18 protein-coding genes, 1 tRNA gene and 2 pseudogenes are annotated in these 20,327 nt (G+C 36.7%); 6 read left to right on the top strand and 15 right to left on the bottom strand.

The genetic code is table 11. The annotated features are described in order from the left end of the window. Positions 1-165: 165 nt before the first annotated feature. The 4 genes from KIM67_RS05895 to KIM67_RS05910 all read left to right on the top strand — a co-directional run bounded on the left by KIM67_RS05895 (position 166) and on the right by KIM67_RS05910 (position 3,353). On the top strand, positions 166-1,164 hold the full coding sequence (locus tag KIM67_RS05895; protein ID WP_213830424.1) for a kelch repeat-containing protein: 999 nt from the start codon (positions 166-168) through the stop codon (positions 1,162-1,164). Between the two features lie 86 nt (positions 1,165-1,250). Beyond that, positions 1,251-1,589 carry a DUF4907 domain-containing protein gene (locus tag KIM67_RS05900; RefSeq protein WP_163417785.1) on the top strand — a complete coding sequence of 113 codons (339 nt, stop codon included), beginning with the start codon at positions 1,251-1,253 and terminating at the stop codon, positions 1,587-1,589. A 358-nt stretch (positions 1,590-1,947) separates the two neighbouring features. After that, positions 1,948-2,625 (top strand): sensor histidine kinase, encoded by a 678-nt coding sequence (locus tag KIM67_RS05905; protein ID WP_250149173.1) that lies wholly within the window; start codon positions 1,948-1,950, stop codon positions 2,623-2,625. 2 nt (positions 2,626-2,627) lie between these two features. Further along, the gene (locus tag KIM67_RS05910; protein WP_213830425.1) at positions 2,628-3,353 is read left to right on the top strand and encodes a LytTR family DNA-binding domain-containing protein; all 726 of its coding nucleotides are present in this window, start codon (positions 2,628-2,630) and stop codon (positions 3,351-3,353) included. 71 nt (positions 3,354-3,424) lie between these two features. On the opposite strand, the gene der is transcribed toward KIM67_RS05910, so the two are convergent. Then, a complete protein-coding gene (der, locus tag KIM67_RS05915) occupies positions 3,425-4,726 on the bottom strand; it encodes a ribosome biogenesis GTPase Der (protein WP_213830426.1) in 1,302 nt (433 codons plus the stop codon). Positions 4,727-4,803: 77 nt separating this feature from the next. Here der and KIM67_RS05920 point away from each other — a divergent pair, with 77 nt between their 5' ends. Then, positions 4,804-5,307, top strand: coding sequence for a GTP-binding protein (locus tag KIM67_RS05920; protein ID WP_213830427.1), 504 nt, complete (start codon positions 4,804-4,806; stop codon positions 5,305-5,307). A 57-nt stretch (positions 5,308-5,364) separates the two neighbouring features. Here the strand turns inward: KIM67_RS05920 and KIM67_RS05925 are convergent, their stop codons facing one another. The 3 genes from KIM67_RS05925 to KIM67_RS05935 all read right to left on the bottom strand — a co-directional run bounded on the left by KIM67_RS05925 (position 5,365) and on the right by KIM67_RS05935 (position 9,239). After that, positions 5,365-6,909 carry a choice-of-anchor I family protein gene (locus tag KIM67_RS05925; RefSeq protein WP_213830428.1) on the bottom strand — a complete coding sequence of 515 codons (1,545 nt, stop codon included), beginning with the start codon at positions 6,907-6,909 and terminating at the stop codon, positions 5,365-5,367. A gap of 76 nt (positions 6,910-6,985) precedes the next feature. Continuing rightward, positions 6,986-7,870, bottom strand: a complete 885-nt coding sequence (era, locus tag KIM67_RS05930) for a GTPase Era (protein ID WP_213830429.1) — start codon at positions 7,868-7,870, stop codon at positions 6,986-6,988. Beyond that, positions 7,857-9,239 carry a sodium:alanine symporter family protein gene (locus tag KIM67_RS05935; RefSeq protein WP_213830430.1) on the bottom strand — a complete coding sequence of 461 codons (1,383 nt, stop codon included), beginning with the start codon at positions 9,237-9,239 and terminating at the stop codon, positions 7,857-7,859. The genes era and KIM67_RS05935 overlap by 14 nt, the downstream gene beginning before the upstream one ends. A 226-nt stretch (positions 9,240-9,465) precedes the next feature. Here KIM67_RS05935 and KIM67_RS05940 point away from each other — a divergent pair. Next, positions 9,466-9,538, top strand: a tRNA-Met gene (locus tag KIM67_RS05940). A gap of 217 nt (positions 9,539-9,755) precedes the next feature. Here KIM67_RS05940 and KIM67_RS05945 read toward each other — a convergent pair. The 11 genes and pseudogenes from KIM67_RS05945 to KIM67_RS05985 form a co-directional block, all read right to left on the bottom strand. Next, positions 9,756-11,180, bottom strand: coding sequence for a DUF3526 domain-containing protein (locus tag KIM67_RS05945; RefSeq protein WP_213830431.1), 1,425 nt, complete (start codon positions 11,178-11,180; stop codon positions 9,756-9,758). Next, positions 11,167-12,588, bottom strand: coding sequence for a DUF3526 domain-containing protein (locus KIM67_RS05950; RefSeq protein WP_213830432.1), 1,422 nt, complete (start codon positions 12,586-12,588; stop codon positions 11,167-11,169). The genes KIM67_RS05945 and KIM67_RS05950 overlap by 14 nt, the downstream gene beginning before the upstream one ends. Next, positions 12,585-13,301, bottom strand: a complete 717-nt coding sequence (locus KIM67_RS05955; protein WP_213830433.1) for an ABC transporter ATP-binding protein — start codon at positions 13,299-13,301, stop codon at positions 12,585-12,587. Before KIM67_RS05955 ends, KIM67_RS05950 begins: the two co-directional genes overlap by 4 nt. 1,029 nt (positions 13,302-14,330) lie before the next feature. Continuing rightward, complete coding sequence (locus KIM67_RS05960; RefSeq protein ID WP_213830434.1) at positions 14,331-14,900, bottom strand: hypothetical protein; 570 nt, start codon at positions 14,898-14,900, stop codon at positions 14,331-14,333. 27 nt (positions 14,901-14,927) lie between these two features. Continuing rightward, positions 14,928-15,146: a hypothetical protein gene (locus KIM67_RS05965; RefSeq protein ID WP_213830435.1), complete on the bottom strand. Its 219-nt coding sequence runs from the start codon at positions 15,144-15,146 to the stop codon at positions 14,928-14,930. A gap of 160 nt (positions 15,147-15,306) precedes the next feature. Further along, complete coding sequence (locus tag KIM67_RS05970) at positions 15,307-16,032, bottom strand: LytTR family DNA-binding domain-containing protein (protein WP_213830436.1); 726 nt, start codon at positions 16,030-16,032, stop codon at positions 15,307-15,309. Beyond that, positions 16,032-16,400 carry an ATP-binding protein gene (locus KIM67_RS18760; protein ID WP_371815687.1) on the bottom strand — a complete coding sequence of 123 codons (369 nt, stop codon included), beginning with the start codon at positions 16,398-16,400 and terminating at the stop codon, positions 16,032-16,034. Before KIM67_RS18760 ends, KIM67_RS05970 begins: the two co-directional genes overlap by 1 nt. After that, positions 16,398-17,312 (bottom strand): annotated as a pseudogene (locus KIM67_RS18765) (histidine kinase); the annotation flags it as partial. The pseudogene KIM67_RS18765 and the gene KIM67_RS18760, both read right to left, overlap by 3 nt. Beyond that, positions 17,286-18,227: pseudogene (locus tag KIM67_RS18770) on the bottom strand (tetratricopeptide repeat protein); the annotation flags it as partial. The pseudogenes KIM67_RS18765 and KIM67_RS18770, both read right to left, overlap by 27 nt. A gap of 193 nt (positions 18,228-18,420) precedes the next feature. Continuing rightward, the gene (locus tag KIM67_RS05980) at positions 18,421-19,122 is read right to left on the bottom strand and encodes a LytTR family DNA-binding domain-containing protein (protein WP_213830438.1); all 702 of its coding nucleotides are present in this window, start codon (positions 19,120-19,122) and stop codon (positions 18,421-18,423) included. After that, a complete protein-coding gene (locus KIM67_RS05985) occupies positions 19,119-20,189 on the bottom strand; it encodes a sensor histidine kinase (protein ID WP_213830439.1) in 1,071 nt (356 codons plus the stop codon). Before KIM67_RS05985 ends, KIM67_RS05980 begins: the two co-directional genes overlap by 4 nt. Positions 20,190-20,327 lie beyond the last annotated feature (138 nt).

Here is a 20,327-nt window from a genome sequence, read left to right on the forward strand (position 1 = left end):
ACCCAAATCTTACAAGATAAAAGGGCTCATTTTCAATACAAAAGTCAAACTTTATGTTGGTAGATTATATAGGCAGGTTCATAGGTTAAAAAGCCGACTTTATCTATTTTGGTTTTAAACTGGAAATAAGCTTTATAGTTTTGACAATCAATTAATCTTAACTATATGGAAAAATCAAGACAGTCACTTAAAATAGTATCTCTTTTAAGTCTATCATTTATTTTCTTAACAGGTTGTTCAAATGATGACGACGATGATGATGATTTGGGCAATTGGACCAACCGCTCGGTATTTGATGGAAGTCCACGTAGTAGCTCAGCAAGTTTTACCATAGACAATATTGGTTATATAGCAGTAGGATATGATGGAGACGATTATCTTAATTCTGTTTGGTCCTATGACATGGACGGAGATTTCTGGTCACAGAAGGCCGATTTCCCAGGAGTAGCAAGAAATGCAGCGGTAGGTTTTGAAATTAATGGAACTGGTTATGTAGGCTCTGGTTATGATGGACTTGATGAGTTAGGGGATTTTTACTCCTATAACCCAGGTTCAAATACATGGACAGAGATTGCAGCATTACCCTCAACTACAAGGAGGAGCGCTGTAGCTTTTGGTATTAATGGGTATGGCTACTTTGGAACTGGGTATGATGGCGAAAACGACCGCAAAGATTTTTGGAAATATGATCCCGCAACCGATACATGGTCAGAACTTGTTGGGTTTGGTGGGAATAAAAGAAGAGCTGCTACTACTTTCCGTATAGGCGACTTAGTCTACTTGGGAACAGGGGTGTCCAATGGAAGTTATTTGGAAGATTTTTGGGTTTTTGATGCCGCAACGGAAAGTTGGACGAAAAAGTTGGATTTGGACGAGGAAGACGACTACTCGATTACAAGAAGTAATGCCGTAGGTTTTGCTATAAACGGTTACGGCTATATCGCCTGCGGCGAGAGCAGTGGTACCTTGTCCTCCGTATGGGAATACGACCCTTCTACGGACACTTGGGAAAACAAGACCAATTTTGAAGGTACTACAAGACAAGATCCGGTCGCATTCTCAAATTCATCAATGGCTTTTGTGGGCCTTGGCCGAACCGGCAGTCTATATTTAGATGATTTTGACGAATTCTTCCCGTTTGAAGAATATGATGAAGATGATTAAAGTTTTAGGGTTGGATTTTTTTTAATTGAATGAACGGGGCTGTTCCGCTGAGGCGGCCAGCCCCGTTTAAGTTAAAATAGACACAAATGAAATCATTAACTAAAAAACTTATTATAATTTCTGCTGTATTCGCTATGGGATTGTTTTTTTTGATGGCCATAGATTCTTGGCCAAAGGAGAAAACCCAAGAACAAGTTTTAAAATCAAAGGTCATTATAGTAGATGGAGGTTTTGGTTATCAAATCTATAATAAAAAGAAGCTAATTATTGAACAGAATTTTATTCCAGCTATTTCTGGAAAGAAACCATTTGTATTGGCCAAAGATGCCCAACTGATTGCCGATTTGGTCGTGAAAAAACTCTCAAACGGCGAAAGTCCAATAATTTATAAGGAAGAAATGGACAAACTCAATATTGAGCTATAGTGGCATAAAGACAGTGGACATTACAAAAAAACATACCTATCAGTTTTCACTCCATTTTTTTTTATGGCTAGTGCTATCCATCCTATTGTTTTACCCTTTTATTTCAGAGCCAAGGCCTATACCTCCAGATGTACCCATACGTTTTGTTGTTGTAATTTCACTGTTCTATTTCAACTATTCTTTTCTGGTTCCAAGACTCTTGCTAAAAAATCGTACAGCTATTTACATCATTGTTTCTCTCTTTATAATTCTGGGGATTATTTTCTTAAAAGAAAGGTATTTTCCTTTTCGTCCCCCTGAAAATATTCCACCCTTTCCACAAGATCGCCACGCTTTCTACATGTCAAGGCAATTTATTATGTCCATCGTTGTTTTTAGTGTTCCTTTTGTCACCAGTACTGCATTAAGGATTTACATTGAATGGCGAAGGAATGACGATTTGCGCAAAATAGTGGAAAAGGAGAAAATCAATTCAGAGCTTCAGTTCCTAAAGACCCAGTTGAACCCGCACTTTCTCTTCAACTCATTGAATGCCATCTATTCCCTTTCGGTAAAAAATTCTCCCGACACCTCTGATGCCATCATCAATATATCTGAACTCATGCGCTATATGTTATACGAAGCAGATAAGGAGTTTGTGCCGTTGGGAAAAGAATTGGAATACATTCAAAATTATGTAAGATTACAGCGAATTCGACTTTCCGATAGCGAAAACGTAGTCTTGAAAATTTCCGGTGAAGATAAAGGAAAGTCGATACCGCCCTTATTGTTTATTTCCTTTATCGAAAATGCCTTTAAATATGGTACTGATTTCAAGGGAAGGACAAACGTTAAAATAAACCTTTCCATTGAAAAAGAGTCCATACACCTATACGTAATGAACAAAATAGGAGCGTTTCGAAAAAAAGTAGAAAGCTCGGGCGTTGGATTGGTCAACATAAAAAATCGTCTAACGCTTTTATATCCTAATTCGCACGATTTGACCGTACAAGACGATGGTGTCAATTATGAAGTAAACCTTACCTTAAAATTGTAATTATGAAATGTATAATTATCGATGATGAACCTTTGGCAATAGATCTTTTGGAAGGCTACTGTAACAAAATGGGCTTTGTTGAAGTAGTTGGCACTTTTACCAATCCACTCAATGCCATTTCCATATTAAAAGAAGGTAATGTTGACCTCATTTTTTGCGATATCGAACTACCACAAATAAGCGGTGTCGATTTTATAGGATCTTTGGAGAACCGTCCGCTATTTATCTTTACGACCGCATATTCACAATATGCTGTTGAAGGCTTTGAATTAAATGCCGTTGATTATTTGGTAAAGCCCATTCCTTACCATCGTTTTATAAAAGCTGTTTCACGAGCAAAAGAACTATTGACAAAAAAAGAAAAACCTGTCAAGGCCAATGTATTTCCTTCCTATGGGGCAAAGAACGAAAATCAAAAATTCATTTTTGTAAAGTCAGAGCATGAAAGTGTCAAGATAAACCTGGATGAAATTCAATATGTTCAAGGTCTTAAGGATTATTTAAAAATCCATATAGCGGGATCCAATAAAACTATCCTGACATTGTTAAACTTCAAGGAAATGCTTGATAAATTGCCACAAAACCAATTTATACGCGTGCATAAATCTTTTCTGGTCAATATAAATTTTATACAGAGTGTCCAGAGAAACCGAATTGTAATCGATGACATTAGAATACCAATTGGAGAAAGTCATAAGACACAACTCTTTTCTTTTTTGGGATTATGAAAAATATATAACTATGGAATCTTAAGAACGACGATTACCTATAGTTTCAAACTAGCAAAAAAAATAAATTTTTACTTCTTCCTCATGAAAATTGTAATGGGAACACCAGTAAAATCAAAGTTTTCCCGAAGCTTGTTTTCCAAAAAACGTTTATAAGGTTCGCGCACATATTGTGGTAGATTGCAGAAAAAAGCAAACTGTGGGTATGGTGTGGGCAATTGGGTACAAAACTTAATTTTTACATACTTTCCTTTGTAGGCCGGCGGTGGCGTATTTTCAATTATGGGCAACATAATGTCGTTCAATTTTCGGGTCACGACCTTTTTTGAACGATTTTTAAAGACATCCACGGCAGTTTCAATTGCTTTAAAAATACGTTGTTTGGTCAGCACCGAAATAAATAGAATTGGCACATCATCAAAAGGTTCTATTGCCTGTTTTATCTTTTGGGTATATTCTTTCACGGAATTGGTTTCTTTTTCCACCAAATCCCATTTGTTTACCAAGATTACAACGCCTTTATTGTTTCGCTGCGCCAACCAAAAGATATTCTGCACTTGTCCGTCAAAACCTCTTGTGGCATCTACCAATAAAATACAAACATCGCAATGTTCAATAGCTCTCACAGAGCGCATTACAGAGTAAAACTCCAAATCTTCCTTTACCTTGGCCTTTCTTCGGATTCCAGCCGTATCGACTAGGTTGAATTCAAATCCGAACCTATTGTATTTGGTATCTATGCTATCACGCGTAGTCCCAGCAATATCCGTAACAATGTAACGGTCTTCACCAATTAGCGCATTAATGAAAGAGGATTTACCTGCGTTCGGCCTACCTACTACTGCAAATCGCGGCAAATCACTTTCTTCTTCCACAACTTCCGGAAGTTCTTTGACCAGTGCATCCAATAGCTCTCCTGTCCCACTTCCGTTTATACTCGATAAGGTAAAATAGTCACCAAGACCCAAAGCATAAAACTCTACAGCATCCGCTTCACGTTGGGCATTGTCCACTTTATTAATGGCGAGGAAAATAGGTTTATTGACCCTACGCAATAGTTTAGCAACATCTTCATCCATTCCCGTTACCCCAGATTCAACATCTACCATAAAAATAATGGCATCAGCTTCGTCTATGGCAAGCTCAACTTGTTTGTCAATCTCCTGCTCAAAAATATCATCACTTCCCAATACATAACCTCCTGTATCAATAAGCGAAAATTCTTTTCCGTTCCAATCACTTTTTCCGTAATGACGGTCACGTGTTACACCGCTAACGGCATCCACAATAGCTTCTCGACGTTGAATGAGTCGATTAAAAAAAGTGGATTTACCCACGTTCGGTCTTCCTACAATTGCAACAATAGCACCCATCAACATTAAATTTTGGCAAAAATACCACTAATTATGAAGAAAAAAATGATATCTTTTTTAATCAATTTCAATACGTTATGAATGATATAGGTAATGAAATCGTCTTACGTCCCAGGTTTGACATACTTTTAAATTCAGACCTTGAGCCATTACTAGAGGTTTTTGATAAAACCGAACAAGACCAATTATTGGTAAAACGGTTGGATGAGCATATCTATATTCGATTTAAAAAGAACGATACCACGTTTTGGTCTCCCCAACTCCATTTAGAACTGACCTCTTTTGAAAAAGGAGTGAGCAGTATACATGGGGTTTTTGGACCAAATCCCACCCTTTGGACCTTCTTTATGTTTCTACATTTTGGCATAGGTACGCTTTTCATCATTTTAGGAATTTTTGCCTATTCAAATTATTCCCTGGGCCACGATATTACGCTTTGGATGGTTGGAATGGTGTTTTTAGTGTTGATATGGTTTGCGCTATATGCATTTGGAAGACTTGGAAAGGCTAAAGGGCGACCACAAATGAAGCAGCTAAAGAATTATCTGTATGAGTTGATTTCTGATTTTGATAAAAAGTAAAAGGCACAGTCCGTAGACCATACCCTTAACCAACTTAAACTATGAAGCAAAAAATATCTAATCGTTCTGATAAAAGGTAACCGTTCCACTTACTTCGTTGCTAACTACTAGAATTTCTTTGCCCGTAGGGCTATCATCAGCATCTATTGCCAAAACTCCTTCTGGGCCAACGTCACCTGCGGTCTCCAAAATCTGTAAGAATTCCGGGAAACTTGGATTGGAAATATCATATACCATGATTTGGTTATTTCGCTCCAGGCCAACAAAAAGAATTTGTCTATCCCCTATCTTCTGAATGGTCACTGCCTCTGGTTCGGCACCTTTATCATCACTACGGCTGTCATCTCCATTAAATACTGCTGGTGTAAGTTCCAAAGTTCTTTCAGCAATATCGTTTCCACTATCGTAGACCGACTGTCCCATTCCAGACCAAATACTGAAGGATCTTGCTCCATAGTTGTATAATTCATCAAAATCACCATCATCATCAATATCGCCCAACGTCGTGGTGGATTGCAGACGCCCTAAGTTCTCATCCAATTGCAAGGTAGCTGCATCTGGAAAAGCTGTTTCATCAAAAACTAAATCCGCCATACGTTCCTCTTCTGAAAAACCGTCATAATCGCGTGCATCACCTTCATTGGCAGTAACTACGTAATCCATCCCATTTACAGAATAATACGCTATTGCATCTGGCTGGTACATTCCAAATACAGGAACGCTCCGCAATTCTTTTTTGTCGTCTCTATTGCTGGGATCTATTTCGTTACCGGGAGCGGAATAGTCTTTAAATCCTAAAGGAAGAATGGATTCAATCTGTTTTGTTTCTAAGTTGACCACTGCAACCCCATTATTCTCTTGTAAAGTAACCCATGCTTTCTTAGAATCATCTGAAACGGCCACGTATTCTGGTTCAACATCCATAGCCAGCGTGGCGTTAGGGCCAAAAACACGGAATCCTTTTTCTTCCAAGGAAGCTTCATCACCGTTAAAGCTTGTAAAATCAAGAATGGATACCTCTCTGGTTTTTACATTTATGATTCCAATTGAACCCATAGGGTCGTTCGTGTATTCATCATTTGGTTCGCCCTCGTTGGCACATACAATATACGCTCCGTTTGGCGTAAACGTAACCATATCTGGCAAAGCACCTACTTTGAAGCTACAGATTTCTTTTTGGGTAGTTGTATCAAACAGTTCAATATAACCATCGGCCTGCTTATCTTCCGCTTCGATTGCAACAGCTAATTTGCCATCGCTTACGGCAACACTGTTTGGGGCACCCGCATTAATACACGTAATCGAATTTAGTTTTATTGGGCTATTTAAGTTTGAAATATCAAAAACCGAAATTTCCGTGCTCTCCACGTTCACGATAAACAATTTGTTGGTAGAAGGGTCGAATGCAGAGATTTCGGAAGCACCTTCGCCTCCAACCTGAATGGTACCGTAAAATCCAAAATCCACTTGGGTCACTGGAATTTCGTCGTCAACGGGGTCATCGTCACTGCCACCATCACCAATAAAATCATCTATTTTATCACAAGAAAAGAAGGTAAAAAGTAAAATCGTGGGGAATAAAAGTCTAAGGTAATTTTTCATTTTCGTTTGGTTTAAATTTCCTTGGAAGTTCTAAACCAAACATTAAGTGATTGTTAGAGGAATACTAAATTATGATTTAGTTATTGTAACCAAAACGTTTCAACTGACGCGAGTTGCTTCGCCAGTTTTTATTTACCTTAACATAGAGTTCTATATGCACTTGCTTGCTAAAGAATTTCTCCAAATCTTTTCTTGCTTCTACGCCTACTCGTTTTAAGGCACTGCCCTTGTGCCCTATAATAATTCCTTTCTGGGTATCTCTTTCCACCATTATTATGGAACGAATCCTAATGATATCGTCATCTTCAAAAAACTCTTCTGTTTCTACCTCAACGGCATATGGAATTTCTTTTTTATAGTGCATCAATATTTTCTCCCGAATGGTTTCGTTCACAAAAAAACGCTCTGGTTTATCCGTTAACTGGTCTTTAGGATAATATGGTGGAGCTTCGGGCAATAATTCTAAAATTCGTTCAAAAACCTCTTTTACATTAAAGTTTTCCAAAGCAGAAATTGGATGTATTTCCGCAGTTGGGAGCAACACTTGCCAGTGTTGTATCTGCTCTTCCAATATGTGCTGTTCCGAAGTGTCTATCTTATTCAGGAGCAACAATACGGGAATTCTGCTGTTCTGGATTTTCTTGAAGAAGGCCTCATCTTTCAATGCTTTTTCCCCAATTTCGACCATGTAGAGGAGCACATCCGCATCTTCAAAAGCAGATTTCACAAAATCCATCATGGAGTTTTGTAGTTGATATGCGGGTTTTATAATTCCAGGAGTATCCGAAAGAATGACCTGAAAATCATCTCCATTGACAATCCCTAGAATTCGATGTCTTGTAGTCTGTGCCTTCGAAGTGATGATAGATAATTTTTCACCAACAAAAGCATTCATCAATGTTGATTTACCGACATTGGGATTACCAATAATATTTACAAAACCTGCTTTATGCTTTTTCATCCTTCAGTTTTTTAAAGTACACTTTTGCCCGTTCGTTCACCTTTGGCGCCAATAGTAAAACTGCTATCATATTTGGGATTACCATTAGGGCATACGATAAATCAATCAGATTCTTTACCAAATCCAATGAGGCTATCGCCGCAAAAACTATCATGATCACAAAATATACATTGTACAGCTTTCCAATTTTAGCGTTGGTCAAGTACGATAAACTCTTTACGCCATAATAGGAATAGGTAAAAAGTGTTGACAATGCGAATGCCGAAACGATGACCATCAACAAATCATCACCTACACCAAACAGTGTTGTTCTAAATGCTTGAAGCGTCATTACAATTCCACTGGAATCTTCTAAATAGGCACCACTAAGTATGATTACGACCGCAGTGAACGTACAGACCAAAATGGTATCTATAAATGGGCCCAACATGGCAACAAGTCCCTCCCGGATAGGCTCATCATTTTTTGACTGGCCGTGGTACATAGGCGCACTCCCCAATCCTGCTTCATTTGAAAACATGGCCCGCCTGACCCCAATGATTACCAGTCCCCAGAAGCCGCCTGTGACCACTGTTTTAAAATTCCAAGCCTCGGTAACAATCAATTTTAATGATGGTATTACTTGTGATGCATTCAAAACCATGACCACAATGACCGCCACCAGATAGACCATTACCATAAAGGGGACGATAGCAGTAGCTACTTTCGCAATATTTTTCAATCCACCAAAAATTACAAAAGAAGAAATTATGGCCAATACGATACCTATGGTCAGTTTCCAATTGAACAAGGGGTCCGCTTCAGTGCCGCCCATTGCAATTAGGTTCTCTTCCGGTACAACAACGCTCATGAAAGTTTCCGTAAACTGATTTGCCGTGAAAACACCAAGAAAACCAAATAAGCCCGCTATACTGAAAAAAATCGCCAAGGGTTTTGCCTTTTTACCCAAACCTTTAGTGATATAATACATAGGTCCTCCTTGCAAATTTCCATCTGAGTCTTCGCCACGATACATAATGGACAGACTACACGAATAAAACTTAATGCACATACCTATTAAGGCGGTCATCCAAATCCAAAAAACGACCCCTGGCCCACCATCGTGAATGGCAATCGCCACACCTGAGATATTCCCTAAGCCTACTGTCGCAGCCACTGCTGCCGAAAGGGCTTGCAGTGAACTCACATCACCTTTGGCATTTTTATCGTCATACTTGCCCCGGGTTATGGCAATGGCATGCCCAAAAAAACGATAGGGCAATAATCGAGAATAAAATACCAAGAATAAGCCACCACCTATCAATAAGATAAACATAGGCCATTCAGTGCCTGAAATTGCCTTAATCAAAAAGTCGTTGAACTGCTTCATAGGTTTCGAAGGTAGCTATTTCATTAAAACAATTCTGTTTACTTCTATAGAATTCAGTATGTTTTTCAAATCAAGGCGCAAAAGATTGGTTTAAAAAATGAAATGACACATCGGTTTCTCCTAGGATTAGTTTGATTGAATTGATGTGCATACAGATATTTTTCAAATCAAAGTCTTGCTAAATTTGGATATAACACAGAAACGGTTGTATATTTACCGTCCACATCGCGGGATAGAGCAGTAGGTAGCTCGTCGGGCTCATAACCCGAAGGTCACTGGTTCGAGTCCAGTTCCCGCTACTAGAAGAAAAAAGCCTTTCAAAAATTGAAAGGCTTTTTTTATCCCTAAAGATTTTTTGGAACAACAAGACGAGAAGTTTATCCTGAGCATAGCCAAAGGAAATCCAGTTACCGTTACTAGAAAAATAGCCAGCACAAGTTAGATAAACCTCTTTATGTTCTATAATTCTAAAAGGATTGTCTTACTTATAGACTTTGTTTAAGCTCACTTGATAGTTTAACCGAATAATTCGATTTGTTGTTTACTTGGTTTTAACGCCAATACTAAAAATAGAATCAAACTGCTTAAAAACACCAGTCCAAGAGTTTTACTGTACATATTGACAATAGCATAGCTAAATTCAAACTCTGGTAGATTTTTATAGTCACTTTTGCCGAAGGTTGAATCTTTAAATAGCATCGGCTTAAAGAAGTTTCTCCACTCTTTTGAAAATGCCAAGCTCTGGCGCTTAAAGTCTTGATAATCTTCTGTTGAAGTCCCTGCAATGCTGTTCAATGTATTTTGTACAATCAAAGCAGGCGACAACCAACTTGAAGCATTTACCAATCTGTGTTGGTTACTTATTTGTGCTTCAAACTCTGATAGTAATGGCTTCAATTCGTCTTGAATCAACTCTTGTGTGGCCATATACTTTTGATAAAACCCTCTTACCTGTGTGCTGTCATTTGTTGCATATTCTGGATGGTCTCTTAAAAAATTATCTAAAATTTCATCTTGTTTCTTGGTAGCTTCAGCTTTAATTGAACGCATTTCATTTAGCATCAATGTTCTTGATGGAATGGGATACAGGGTATTGCTCATTTGGTTTATCAATGAGGGGGATAGCAAAACAAACAGAATCCAAAACCCAATTAATGTAATGGCATTTTTGGCAGAACTCCTTATCCAAATATTAGTTGCAAAAGCCAATACAAACCAGAATAAAGCATATGCAATAACGATGGACAATAAAGCCACAAAAGACATAAAGCCCGTCTTGAAGTCAAAGCCAAAAACAATGAACACTATAGAGAGCGTTATGATGATAGCGATTACCAACCAAAAAAAGCGTAACCCTAATTTTTGTAAGACCCAAATCCTAATATCAATAGGTTGTGATGCCAATAGTTTTAAAGAGCCACTTTCACGTTCGGATGCCAATATATTGAATGAAAATGCTATAATAAGAAGCGGTAAAAGATAGACAATGACAAAAGCCAAGTCAAAACTTCCAAATAATAACTGAACTGGACTGGTCATTTCTTTAAAGCTCAGTGTTGAGTCATCGCCAGTAACAATTGGTTGTACGTAATGTGCAAACAAATCAGATTGTCCCGTAGCCACAAAAGCTGTTGATTTGGCAGGCATATTAACCACTCTTGGATGTAGATTCCCTATCACGATTGGTCGAGTGGGAACAAGCCAGCTCGATGCATTGACTTCAAAACCTTTGTCAATAGAATCGAGTTGTGCCAACATTTCTTTTTCTCCCGTTTTGAACTGATTTATGGCTTCAGCAATATTGGATGTTCTCGCATCCACCTTTTGTATACCATTATATACAGCAAAGCCAAAGAGGATTAGTAGTAGTATGGTCAACACTTGAATCCATCGGTTGCGTATCAAAAGCAACCATTCGTATTTGAAATTATATTTTAACATTTTTAAGCGATTTAGTCGTGAAAAATAGTATTGCAAACGAACCGAGCAACCAACACAATAGTATCAGGATATTACCAATATTGTGCTTTAAGTTCTCAGTTAATGTCGGTGGCTCGTAATTGAATTTTGGCAATTGTTTCCAAAAGTCTGCATCCGCTTTCCAAGACCAATCGCCATATTCGGATTCTTCTGCGAAATGTTCATTGAGAAATTTTTGGGTTTCAATCCTGTAATTTTCAGCAGCATCAGCAAAATCCCAATGCGTGGTATAATCTGTGTTGGCTATTGACATACTTAAAAAGCGAGTGGGCAAAAAAGGTGAAACAACCGCTAATTGACTATAAACTCTTGATTGGTTTGAATACTGTGCCTTTAATTGCTTATAGTGCTTAAAATAGACTTCGGCTTGGTGCTCTTCTCCTTTTTGCATTCTGTAACCATCATAATTAAAAGGCAATTGGCTTAAACTATCCACACCATATTCTTTCAAGACCTGCTTCTCAAGAGCTTTAGATGCTTCGCTCCATGGGTTATGGCCATCTAATCCTTCTTTTTTATCCTTAGTAATATTTTCTGCAAACTCTTGTTTTGAGGGGTAAGGATACTTGTATTCAGCAATGTTACTAGCTGTTTTTGGCAATATCAAACAAACTAAAATCCATATACTCAATGATAGTACCAATGCAATTCCAGATTTTTTCACCAACCCAGAAATTATAAATACTAAATTGATAAATATAGCATAGTAGACCACGTAAGCTAGGAAGAGTGTCGCTAAGGATGACCAACTAAAAATCCCAAAATCCGGTAAGCTGGATAATATGATGCCAGTTGCGACAAAAAGAACAAATAGCAACGCAAATAAGGGTGAAAATACGGCGAGCCATTTGCCAAAAATGAGTTTAAAACCTATAACACCCTGACTGTTGAGCAATGTGATAGTTCCCATTTCCTTTTCTTTCGTCAAGCTATTGTAAGCGATAAAAATGATGAGCAAAGGAATAATAAACATGAGAATGAAATCTGGTGTTAAATTTCCAAATCTTGCCAACCCCGTTTGGTCAGAAGCTTCGTCAAATTGGGCTTCATTTCGCTTGTGAGCCTCTAAAAAAATAGAAGTACCCGTATATTTATCCACGCCTTGGTCTATGAGTGCCAATGGATATTTTGGTTTAAAAGCGTATGTCCCGTAATGTGCAGCGGAATGAGGATTCTTTTCGCCTTGGTTATCCCACACCTCTCGTTCCGATTGTTTTGCCAATACATATTCTTCATTGATGTCTTTATAGTGCCATGCACTTATAATAACGGCTACAATAGTAAGAATGATGACAAGGATGAATGCGATTCTAATACGACCATCCCTAAACAGTTCTTTACTTTCTTTTTTAAGGGTGGTCAGTATCATAGTTCAATGGTATTATAGGACATGGTCTCCAGATAATTTTTCTCTAAATCAGACAGTGTAATTTCATCAACGGACCATTGTTGTTTTAATTGACCATTTTTCATAATACCAATGGTTGTTGCAACTTCTTTGGCTCTAAATAAATCATGGGTAGCCATGAGTGTTGCAACACCTTTTTGTTTTAATTTTTGCAATAGTCTACCAAACTCGAAACTTGCTTTTGGGTCCAATCCAGAGGTAGGTTCATCCAAGAGCAGGACTTTAGCATCTTTTGCCAATGCAATCGCAACACCTACTTTTTGACGCATTCCTTTTGAGTATTTTGATACCGGCTTGTAAAAGGCAGATTCCTGAAGTCCAGCTTCGGTCAATATGGATTCCAAGGTCTTTTTATTGAAGTTCTTGTTTGCGATTCCTGAAAAATAATCCAGATTTTCAATTGCATTTAGACTTGGGTATAACATTAAATTTTCGGGGATATAAGCCAAGTACTGCTTGGTTTGTTTGGAATGCTCAACAACGTCTAATTGATTGATAGAGGCACTCCCTGAGGTTGGTTTCAGAAAACCAAGTAAAAGATTTATAGTAGTTGTTTTGCCTGCTCCATTTGCTCCTAAGAGACAATAAATCTCTCCTTCTTTTACTTCTAAATCAAGAGCATCCAAAGCGGTTAAATCACCATAGGATTTTGTAAGGTTATTGGTATGTATCATATCTTCTTGTATTAATTGATATTAGGTATGTTATTGTACTGACAGTGTACAACAAAAATGCTCTCTAAATGAATTTTTGGAATGCAATGGTGACTTAATTCGTTACATTGAGCTCTTGAAATTTACTTATTGCTACATTGAAGCAGATACCAAATAAGAATGGCTTAATGAAATAGATAGCTAAACATGTTAGGCCATGCATCATTGAGCATAAAGAACAGAGTCATCCAAGTTATAACGATGGTGGTGGTTTATTAAAGTAGAAAAAATGATGGTGCTCCCTAAACAGAGGGTTTTTGTAAAGCAAGGTAAAAGGCTTTGGTAATATCGCTTTTTTAAAGACCTTACTTGAATAGGAATACAAATGGCCATTAAATGTTTTGGTCTTGTTCGAATCAACGACTAAGATACAATGCTGACAATCGCTACTATCATCGTGTGAGACAGCATGAGAAAGTGAGTGGGCTACTCCTATCTTTAAAAAGATAAAGATTAGCAGAAGTAAAATACTTTTTACGCTATGAGATGTATTTTGGCCCACAACTCAAAGCTAAACAAAATAGCGTAAAAACTTTGTTAATGTGCACTAGATACTACTTAACCTTACAGTCGGAAAGAAGCTTTAAGTCTTTTTACATTATAAAATATTCTGATTTCATTTTTTCTTACCCTTTACTAATTTTCAAATACTTTTTAAATAGTATTTTCTTGTTAAAAATAAAAACACTATTTAAAACTATATACTTCCATAAACCGAAAGTACCAATTCAAGTTCTATTCCCACTACAAAAAAAGCTTCCTGTACGGAAGCCCTTTTTATTATCAATACTACACAGCTAATATAAGTTGAATGTATTGGTGTTGTCTTTGCCTATTCAACCATCGACTACTATTTTCTTTAAACTGTTTAAAAGCTGCTTATTTGGATGTTACACTAACCTGTACTATACAGATAATGAGAAAATATCACTTTTGGTAAATTTGATATCGTACCAAAAGTGGTGCTTTATTATACTTGACATGTACATTCTAATAATCCATTTTTCTAAGCTCTCCGTTTAACGTATAGTAAAAATGAAAAGTGGTCCCACCATTTTCTGGCTTAAGGTTTACTAAATATTCCGCTTGTGAAATATCACCATCATCTGGAAATGAGATATATGCCATGGACAACATTGGATTTTCAAGATTTTTTTCATCTTGTAATTGTTTTTTGGACTTTTCGATAACCTCTCCAAGCATAACGAGATTAATTTTATCATCTAATTGAAACATAAAATCGGCAGCTTGGCTACCCTCTGGCACTTCCAATGTTATTTCTGAAGTTTGTTTCCATACACCTTGTGTTTGATTCCATTGTCCCATTTTTAAGGAATTAGGTTCTTTGGTCACTGTAACACCTATAATATTCCCTAAAGACTTGTCATAGACCACATCTATATCTGTAAAATAAGCATCTTCTCCAAATTCATTTTTTATCTCTTTTTCTATCTCCGAAAACCCAGCAGCGGTTGCGGGCTGTTTTCCACTTCCTCCTCCACATGATAGTAGTGTTGAAACCAATACCAATGCAACTGCCAAACGCTTTACTTTTTTCATTTATTTATCAATTTTAGTATATCATATTTATTCGTCTTCGCTCTCATCCCTTCCAAAAAAGAAGAATAAGGCAGCTCCACCTGCTATTAAAAGAATTCTGATTATCCACCCCATGGTAATGCCCCAAAGATCTACCCATGCGAGCAATCTTATGTTATAATTAAAAATGGAGAGCACCATGGAGGCAATTCCCATTACAACTAGAATCAATCCTCCTTTACCTAGTTTTGATTTAATATCTTCCATGTAGCCACATTTGTTTTGAGAACAAAACTATTGGGGAATGAAAAAAGAAAAAATAGAGAATCCATTTCCGAACGGTGCGAAGGAATAAGCGATGTGTTTAAATCAATAAGCGTATATCGCAAAAATGAGATGCGTTGATGATTTGGCCTCTACTTTGACTTTATGTAAACAGACGGGTAAGAAAACTATCCTTTTTGCGTGACGAAACAGGTATTCTCACTCCGTTTTTTAAATGAATTGTACCAGACTTATCATACCTATCTATGTATTTCAAATTGACTATGAACGATTGGTGCGGTCTTGAAAAAGTATTTCGTAAGAGTTGTGCCTCAAACTCTTTCAATGGTTTTGACGCCAAGTATTGTTTTCCGTTACCCAGATGAAAAGTAGTATAGCCCTTATCTGATTGACAAAACATCAATTCTTTTAAATCGATAAGCTGGAAGGAATCTTGAAGTGATAAGATCAAAACTTTATCATCATTGCCAAATACGCTTCTTGCTGTTGATATTTTTAGTTGTTGTGCTTCTACCGATTGTTCGGTCACTTTACCGATAGCGATCTTTAATTCCTGAGCATCAACCGGTTTTAAAAGATAGTCCACAGCACCTATTTTTAATGCTCGTAAAGCGTACTCTTCGTAAGCCGTAATGAATATGACCTTGAAATGTAGTTCCCCAGTGCGGTCTAAAAAATCAAAACCCGTACCGTCCACAAGATTAATATCCAGAAAAACCAAATCTGGTTTGCAGGAATTGGCTACGATAACGGCTTCTTTAACAGATTCACATTCGCCGATGACCATGATTCCATTACCTACGTCATCCAATAGCTGCATTAAGCCTTTTCTAATATGTTCTTTATCTTCTACAATCAATGCCTTCATTACACTTCATCCATTTTATAAGGAATGGTTAAAATAACCAACGTTCCCTGTTCACCAAATAAACTCCTATCCTTTACGCTAATTGTGCCCCGAGCTTTAAAATCTTTGGACAATGTGGCCAATCTTTCCGAGGTTATTGTTGTGGCCAACGAACTCTTGTTTTTATTCGTTTTCCGCTTATGTGCATTGATACCGATCCCATTATCAGAGATGGAACATTTTAATCTCCCTTCATTTAGTGTTATTCGCACATTGATTTCCCTATTTTTCTTTTTAGTGCAAAATGCATGCTCTATTGCATTTTCTATAAAGGGTTGAATGAGCATTGGCGGAATCTTAAGAAGGTCATTGTTGCAAGCTAGGTCCATAGAGAGATTATAATTGTAAGGTGAGCTGGTATCCAAATTTTGAAGTGCAATATAACTCTCGATTGCAGATAATTCTTTAGAGAGCGATACTGTCTTTTGTCTGGAGTTTTCCAATATGGTTCGAAGCAATTTTGAGAATTTGGATATGTACGAAATTGATTTTTTATCGTCCTTACTTAAGATCATCCCTTGTAAAATAGATAATGAATTGAATATAAAATGAGGGGTCATCTGTGAACGCAATAGCTTTTGTTCTATTACGATATTTTGATTTTTTGCGTTTACATGTCTAAGCTTTAAGAAAAAAATGATACTCCCCAATACAATTGAGACCAATAGGACCACAATGATGGCAATAAAGGAGTTTCGCTGCGATACCTCGAGGTCTTGAGAAGTAGTTTTTATTGTTTTGGCAAGCTTTGTTTCTCTTGTATTCGCTAATTCCAGTTCGTGTTTGTACTTGTACTCATTTTCCAATTGGGCGGCCCGTTCAATACTTTCCTTATTAAAAAGACTGTCTTCCAATACTTTATACATTTCATGATTACTTAACGCTTTCCTATAATCTCCAATATCCTTATGGATGTTAAAAAGTAATTGATACGTATCTCGCTGGTAATTCAGTATTTTGAGCTTATTCGAAAGCTCTATGCTCTTTAGCGCAAACAGCAATGCTTTTTTGTACTTTTTTTCACTGTAATAGGTACTTGCAATCCCTAAATAAGAATTACAGAGACCGTATTGATCTTCAATTTCAATATTGATATTTTTTGATTCTTCATAATACGCATGTGCCTTGGACATGCTCTTATTTAGCAAATGAATGTCCCCAATGTTATTTAAACAAACAGAGATATTATCTAAATCATTAATTTCTCTACTTATGTTCAGTGCTTCATTAAATAATACCATGGCCTTCGAATACTCCTTTTTCCGTTTGTAAATAATCCCGATATTATTCTTTAGCTTGCCTATGTTTTTTACATTTCCATTTTTCTCTTGGATAGCCAAAGATTGTCTGTAATTTTCCAAAGCCTTATCATAATTCTCAAGGTTTTTGTAAATAATCCCAATGTTATTTAGAGATTTTGATATTCCCAGGGTATCGCCATTTTTCTTGGAAAGAAATAGCGATTTGTTGTAATACTCTAATGCCAAGGGAAGGTTTCCTTGATCATCATATACGATTCCTATATTGTTCAAACATTTTGAAATACCTTCCTCATACTTATATTCCCTATTGATTTTCAAGGCTTTTTTATAGTATGCGATCGCTTCTGTATAATTGCCTAAATCAGCATATGCGCTACCTATATTCATGATACTTGAAGCACTATTTTTCCAGTTTTCAATTTCTTCATCGACCCGTAAGGATTCTTTATAAAGTTCTATAGCTTTTTTATAATTTCCCTTATAATAGTATGCTGTTCCCATACCATTGAAGCTTTCAGATACCCCTATTTTAAAATCGATAGTTGTGTAAAGCTGCATGGCCTCTTCGTAATACTGCAGTGCCTTGTCAAAATCAGATAGAATTACCTGTACAGTACCCTTAATATAAATGGCTTTTGCCTTTCCCTTTTTAAACCCGATAGCTTCAGCAAGTTCCTCTGATTCTTTTATATACTTTATTGTTTTACCAATATCTTTTCGATGGCACGAAAAAGCTAGATTGTTTAACAGATTTATTCTAACGGTATCATTTTCTTTATGAAGGGACAGTTCGTTTTTTAAACTATCTATAGCATTAACACTTTGAGATTTTATCGTAATTGACATAAAAAATATACAGCATACAAGCAGCATATTTTTAGAGGTTAAACGCATATATTAGGCTATTTTTAAACTTTATAGAAAATCAAAGCTATAAATATATACCGGAGCTATTTAAACTTTTCGATTTTGTAAAAATAAACACCATTGGGCAGGTATATTTTTAGTCATTCCTCATAATCCAAGAATCAATGGCTCGAGTCCAGTCCCTGCTACTAGAAAAAAGGCTTCCAGTTTGGAAGTCTTTTTAGTTTTCCAAGAACTCTAATACGATTGACCTATAACTATCACCAATAGGGAGTTCCAATTTTCCAATTTCTACATCTTGCTTTGTGTAAGCAGTTATTTTATGGCTATTTACAATATAGGAGCGGTGTGTTCTGAGAAATCTAGCATCAAGGGTCTCTTCAAAGGACTTAAGACTTTGTTTTATTAAGTGACTTCCTTTTTCCGTTACTATTTTGATGTAATCCTTGACACTTTCAACATACAAAATATCATCAAAAAATAGTTTCACCTGTTTTCTATCTTCCCTAATAAAAATAAAATCACTCTTTACAACCTCAGAAAGTTTAGCTTCGGTATTCATAGCTTTTTGATACTCCAAAAACTTTTCTATTGACTTAAAAAAACGAGCAAATGATATAGGTTTCAGTAGATAATCCACAGCATTCAATTCAAAGCCATCCAAAGCAAAATCACGATAAGCGGTCGTGAAGATAACTTTTGGCTTCTCTATCAGGTTTTTAAAAAACTCCGTACCCTTTAAAATCGGCATTTCTATATCCAAAAAGAGAAGGTCTACTTTTTCTGCCTTGAGGATTTTGCTAGCCTCGATAGCACTGGCACAAGATGCCACCAGTTCAAAATCATCTAACTGTGCTAAATGTTTTTGAATGAGCCTTCTGGCTAGTATTTCATCATCAACAATGACACATCGGTATTTCATTTTTTCTTCAATCTTAGTACTGCTTTATAACTATCAACCTCATTGGCAAGTGTTAGTTCATGTGAGTTTGGATAAAGTAGTTCCAGCTGCTGCATTACATTTTTAAGACCCAATCGCCCTTCATTTTCTGAATTTCTCTCAGTAGAATTGTTTGGCTTGGAATTGTATATTGAAAATAGCAAATCCGTATTGTCCATCGTTAAGGAAATATCAATCTTAGCCTTTCTTAATTCTTGTGTTACGCCATGTTTAAAGGCATTTTCAATAAAGGTCAAAAGTAAAAGAGGAGCTATCTTGGTTTCAGGGTCAATAGTATAATCGAAATTCACTGCAATACGTTCACCGTACCGTATTTTTTCCAGTGCTAAATAATTCTCTATTAAATCAATTTCTTTTTGAACGGGCACATAGTTATTCTTACAACGGTAAAGTATATAATCCAAAATATCAGAAAGTTTTTCAATAACCTCTGGCGTTTTATCCGATTTATCCAACGCCAACGAATAAAGGTTGTTAAGGGTATTGAATAAAAAGTGTGGGTTCAGTTGATTGCGTAAAGCAGTAAGCTCGGCAATCTTTTTTTGCTCGTTCAATTTTAAAAACTTCTGCTGATTCTGGTAAAATCGCGCCATCAATAACAAAGCGGTCGGCGTAAGATACAATATACACTTGCTCAAGAATACGGAAAAATAAGTCAAACGCTTTCCATAGGGTTCTAACGCGTATTTAACTTGAATTTCGTTGTAAGAGTCAAAATAGATAACATCAAAATAAAACGTCTTAGCAGCCTGATACAATGCAAACACGGACATCAATAAAACTAACATCCAAAAAACAAAGAGGCCAATTTTGTTCTTATCCAAAAGTTTGGGCATAAGTACATAGATACATGTATAGGTGGTTACCATCTGTGCCAATACAATAAGCCCAAAGGATTCCAAGATATGCCGATAACTGGCATACATACTCGTATTGTTCACGGACAAGACAAAATACAGGTACACCACTGTCCAAAACAGTACATGCCTAAAAACAGGGGACTGAAAATATGCCGGTAACTTATCCATCGTAGGGCATAAAAATAACCTTTAAAGTCTTTCTAGAAACCATTTGTCCATGAAACAGTGATTACGGGCTATGAAGAGTTGAAAATGAACAATAAAAGCCTTTTGGCTATTCTACAGACAAGGATAGGCCATTCGTCT

This window comes from Flagellimonas sp. 389 (assembly GCF_018449435.1).
Lineage (GTDB): Bacteria > Bacteroidota > Bacteroidia > Flavobacteriales > Flavobacteriaceae > Flagellimonas.

Coding starts and splice junctions, on each gene's coding strand:
- KIM67_RS05895 (WP_213830424.1), top strand. CDS start 166: ATGGAAAAATCAAGACAGTCACTTAAAATAGTATCTCTTTTAAGTCTA.
- KIM67_RS05900 (WP_163417785.1), top strand. CDS start 1,251: ATGAAATCATTAACTAAAAAACTTATTATAATTTCTGCTGTATTCGCT.
- KIM67_RS05905 (WP_250149173.1), top strand. CDS start 1,948: ATGTCCATCGTTGTTTTTAGTGTTCCTTTTGTCACCAGTACTGCATTA.
- KIM67_RS05910 (WP_213830425.1), top strand. CDS start 2,628: ATGAAATGTATAATTATCGATGATGAACCTTTGGCAATAGATCTTTTG.
- der (WP_213830426.1), bottom strand. CDS start 4,726: ATGGGTGCTATTGTTGCAATTGTAGGAAGACCGAACGTGGGTAAATCC.
- KIM67_RS05920 (WP_213830427.1), top strand. CDS start 4,804: ATGAATGATATAGGTAATGAAATCGTCTTACGTCCCAGGTTTGACATA.
- KIM67_RS05925 (WP_213830428.1), bottom strand. CDS start 6,909: ATGAAAAATTACCTTAGACTTTTATTCCCCACGATTTTACTTTTTACC.
- era (WP_213830429.1), bottom strand. CDS start 7,870: ATGAAAAAGCATAAAGCAGGTTTTGTAAATATTATTGGTAATCCCAAT.
- KIM67_RS05935 (WP_213830430.1), bottom strand. CDS start 9,239: ATGAAGCAGTTCAACGACTTTTTGATTAAGGCAATTTCAGGCACTGAA.
- KIM67_RS05945 (WP_213830431.1), bottom strand. CDS start 11,180: ATGTTAAAATATAATTTCAAATACGAATGGTTGCTTTTGATACGCAAC.
- KIM67_RS05950 (WP_213830432.1), bottom strand. CDS start 12,588: ATGATACTGACCACCCTTAAAAAAGAAAGTAAAGAACTGTTTAGGGAT.
- KIM67_RS05955 (WP_213830433.1), bottom strand. CDS start 13,301: ATGATACATACCAATAACCTTACAAAATCCTATGGTGATTTAACCGCT.
- KIM67_RS05960 (WP_213830434.1), bottom strand. CDS start 14,900: ATGAAAAAAGTAAAGCGTTTGGCAGTTGCATTGGTATTGGTTTCAACA.
- KIM67_RS05965 (WP_213830435.1), bottom strand. CDS start 15,146: ATGGAAGATATTAAATCAAAACTAGGTAAAGGAGGATTGATTCTAGTT.
- KIM67_RS05970 (WP_213830436.1), bottom strand. CDS start 16,032: ATGAAGGCATTGATTGTAGAAGATAAAGAACATATTAGAAAAGGCTTA.
- KIM67_RS18760 (WP_371815687.1), bottom strand. CDS start 16,400: ATGGACCTAGCTTGCAACAATGACCTTCTTAAGATTCCGCCAATGCTC.
- KIM67_RS05980 (WP_213830438.1), bottom strand. CDS start 19,122: ATGAAATACCGATGTGTCATTGTTGATGATGAAATACTAGCCAGAAGG.
- KIM67_RS05985 (WP_213830439.1), bottom strand. CDS start 20,189: ATGGATAAGTTACCGGCATATTTTCAGTCCCCTGTTTTTAGGCATGTA.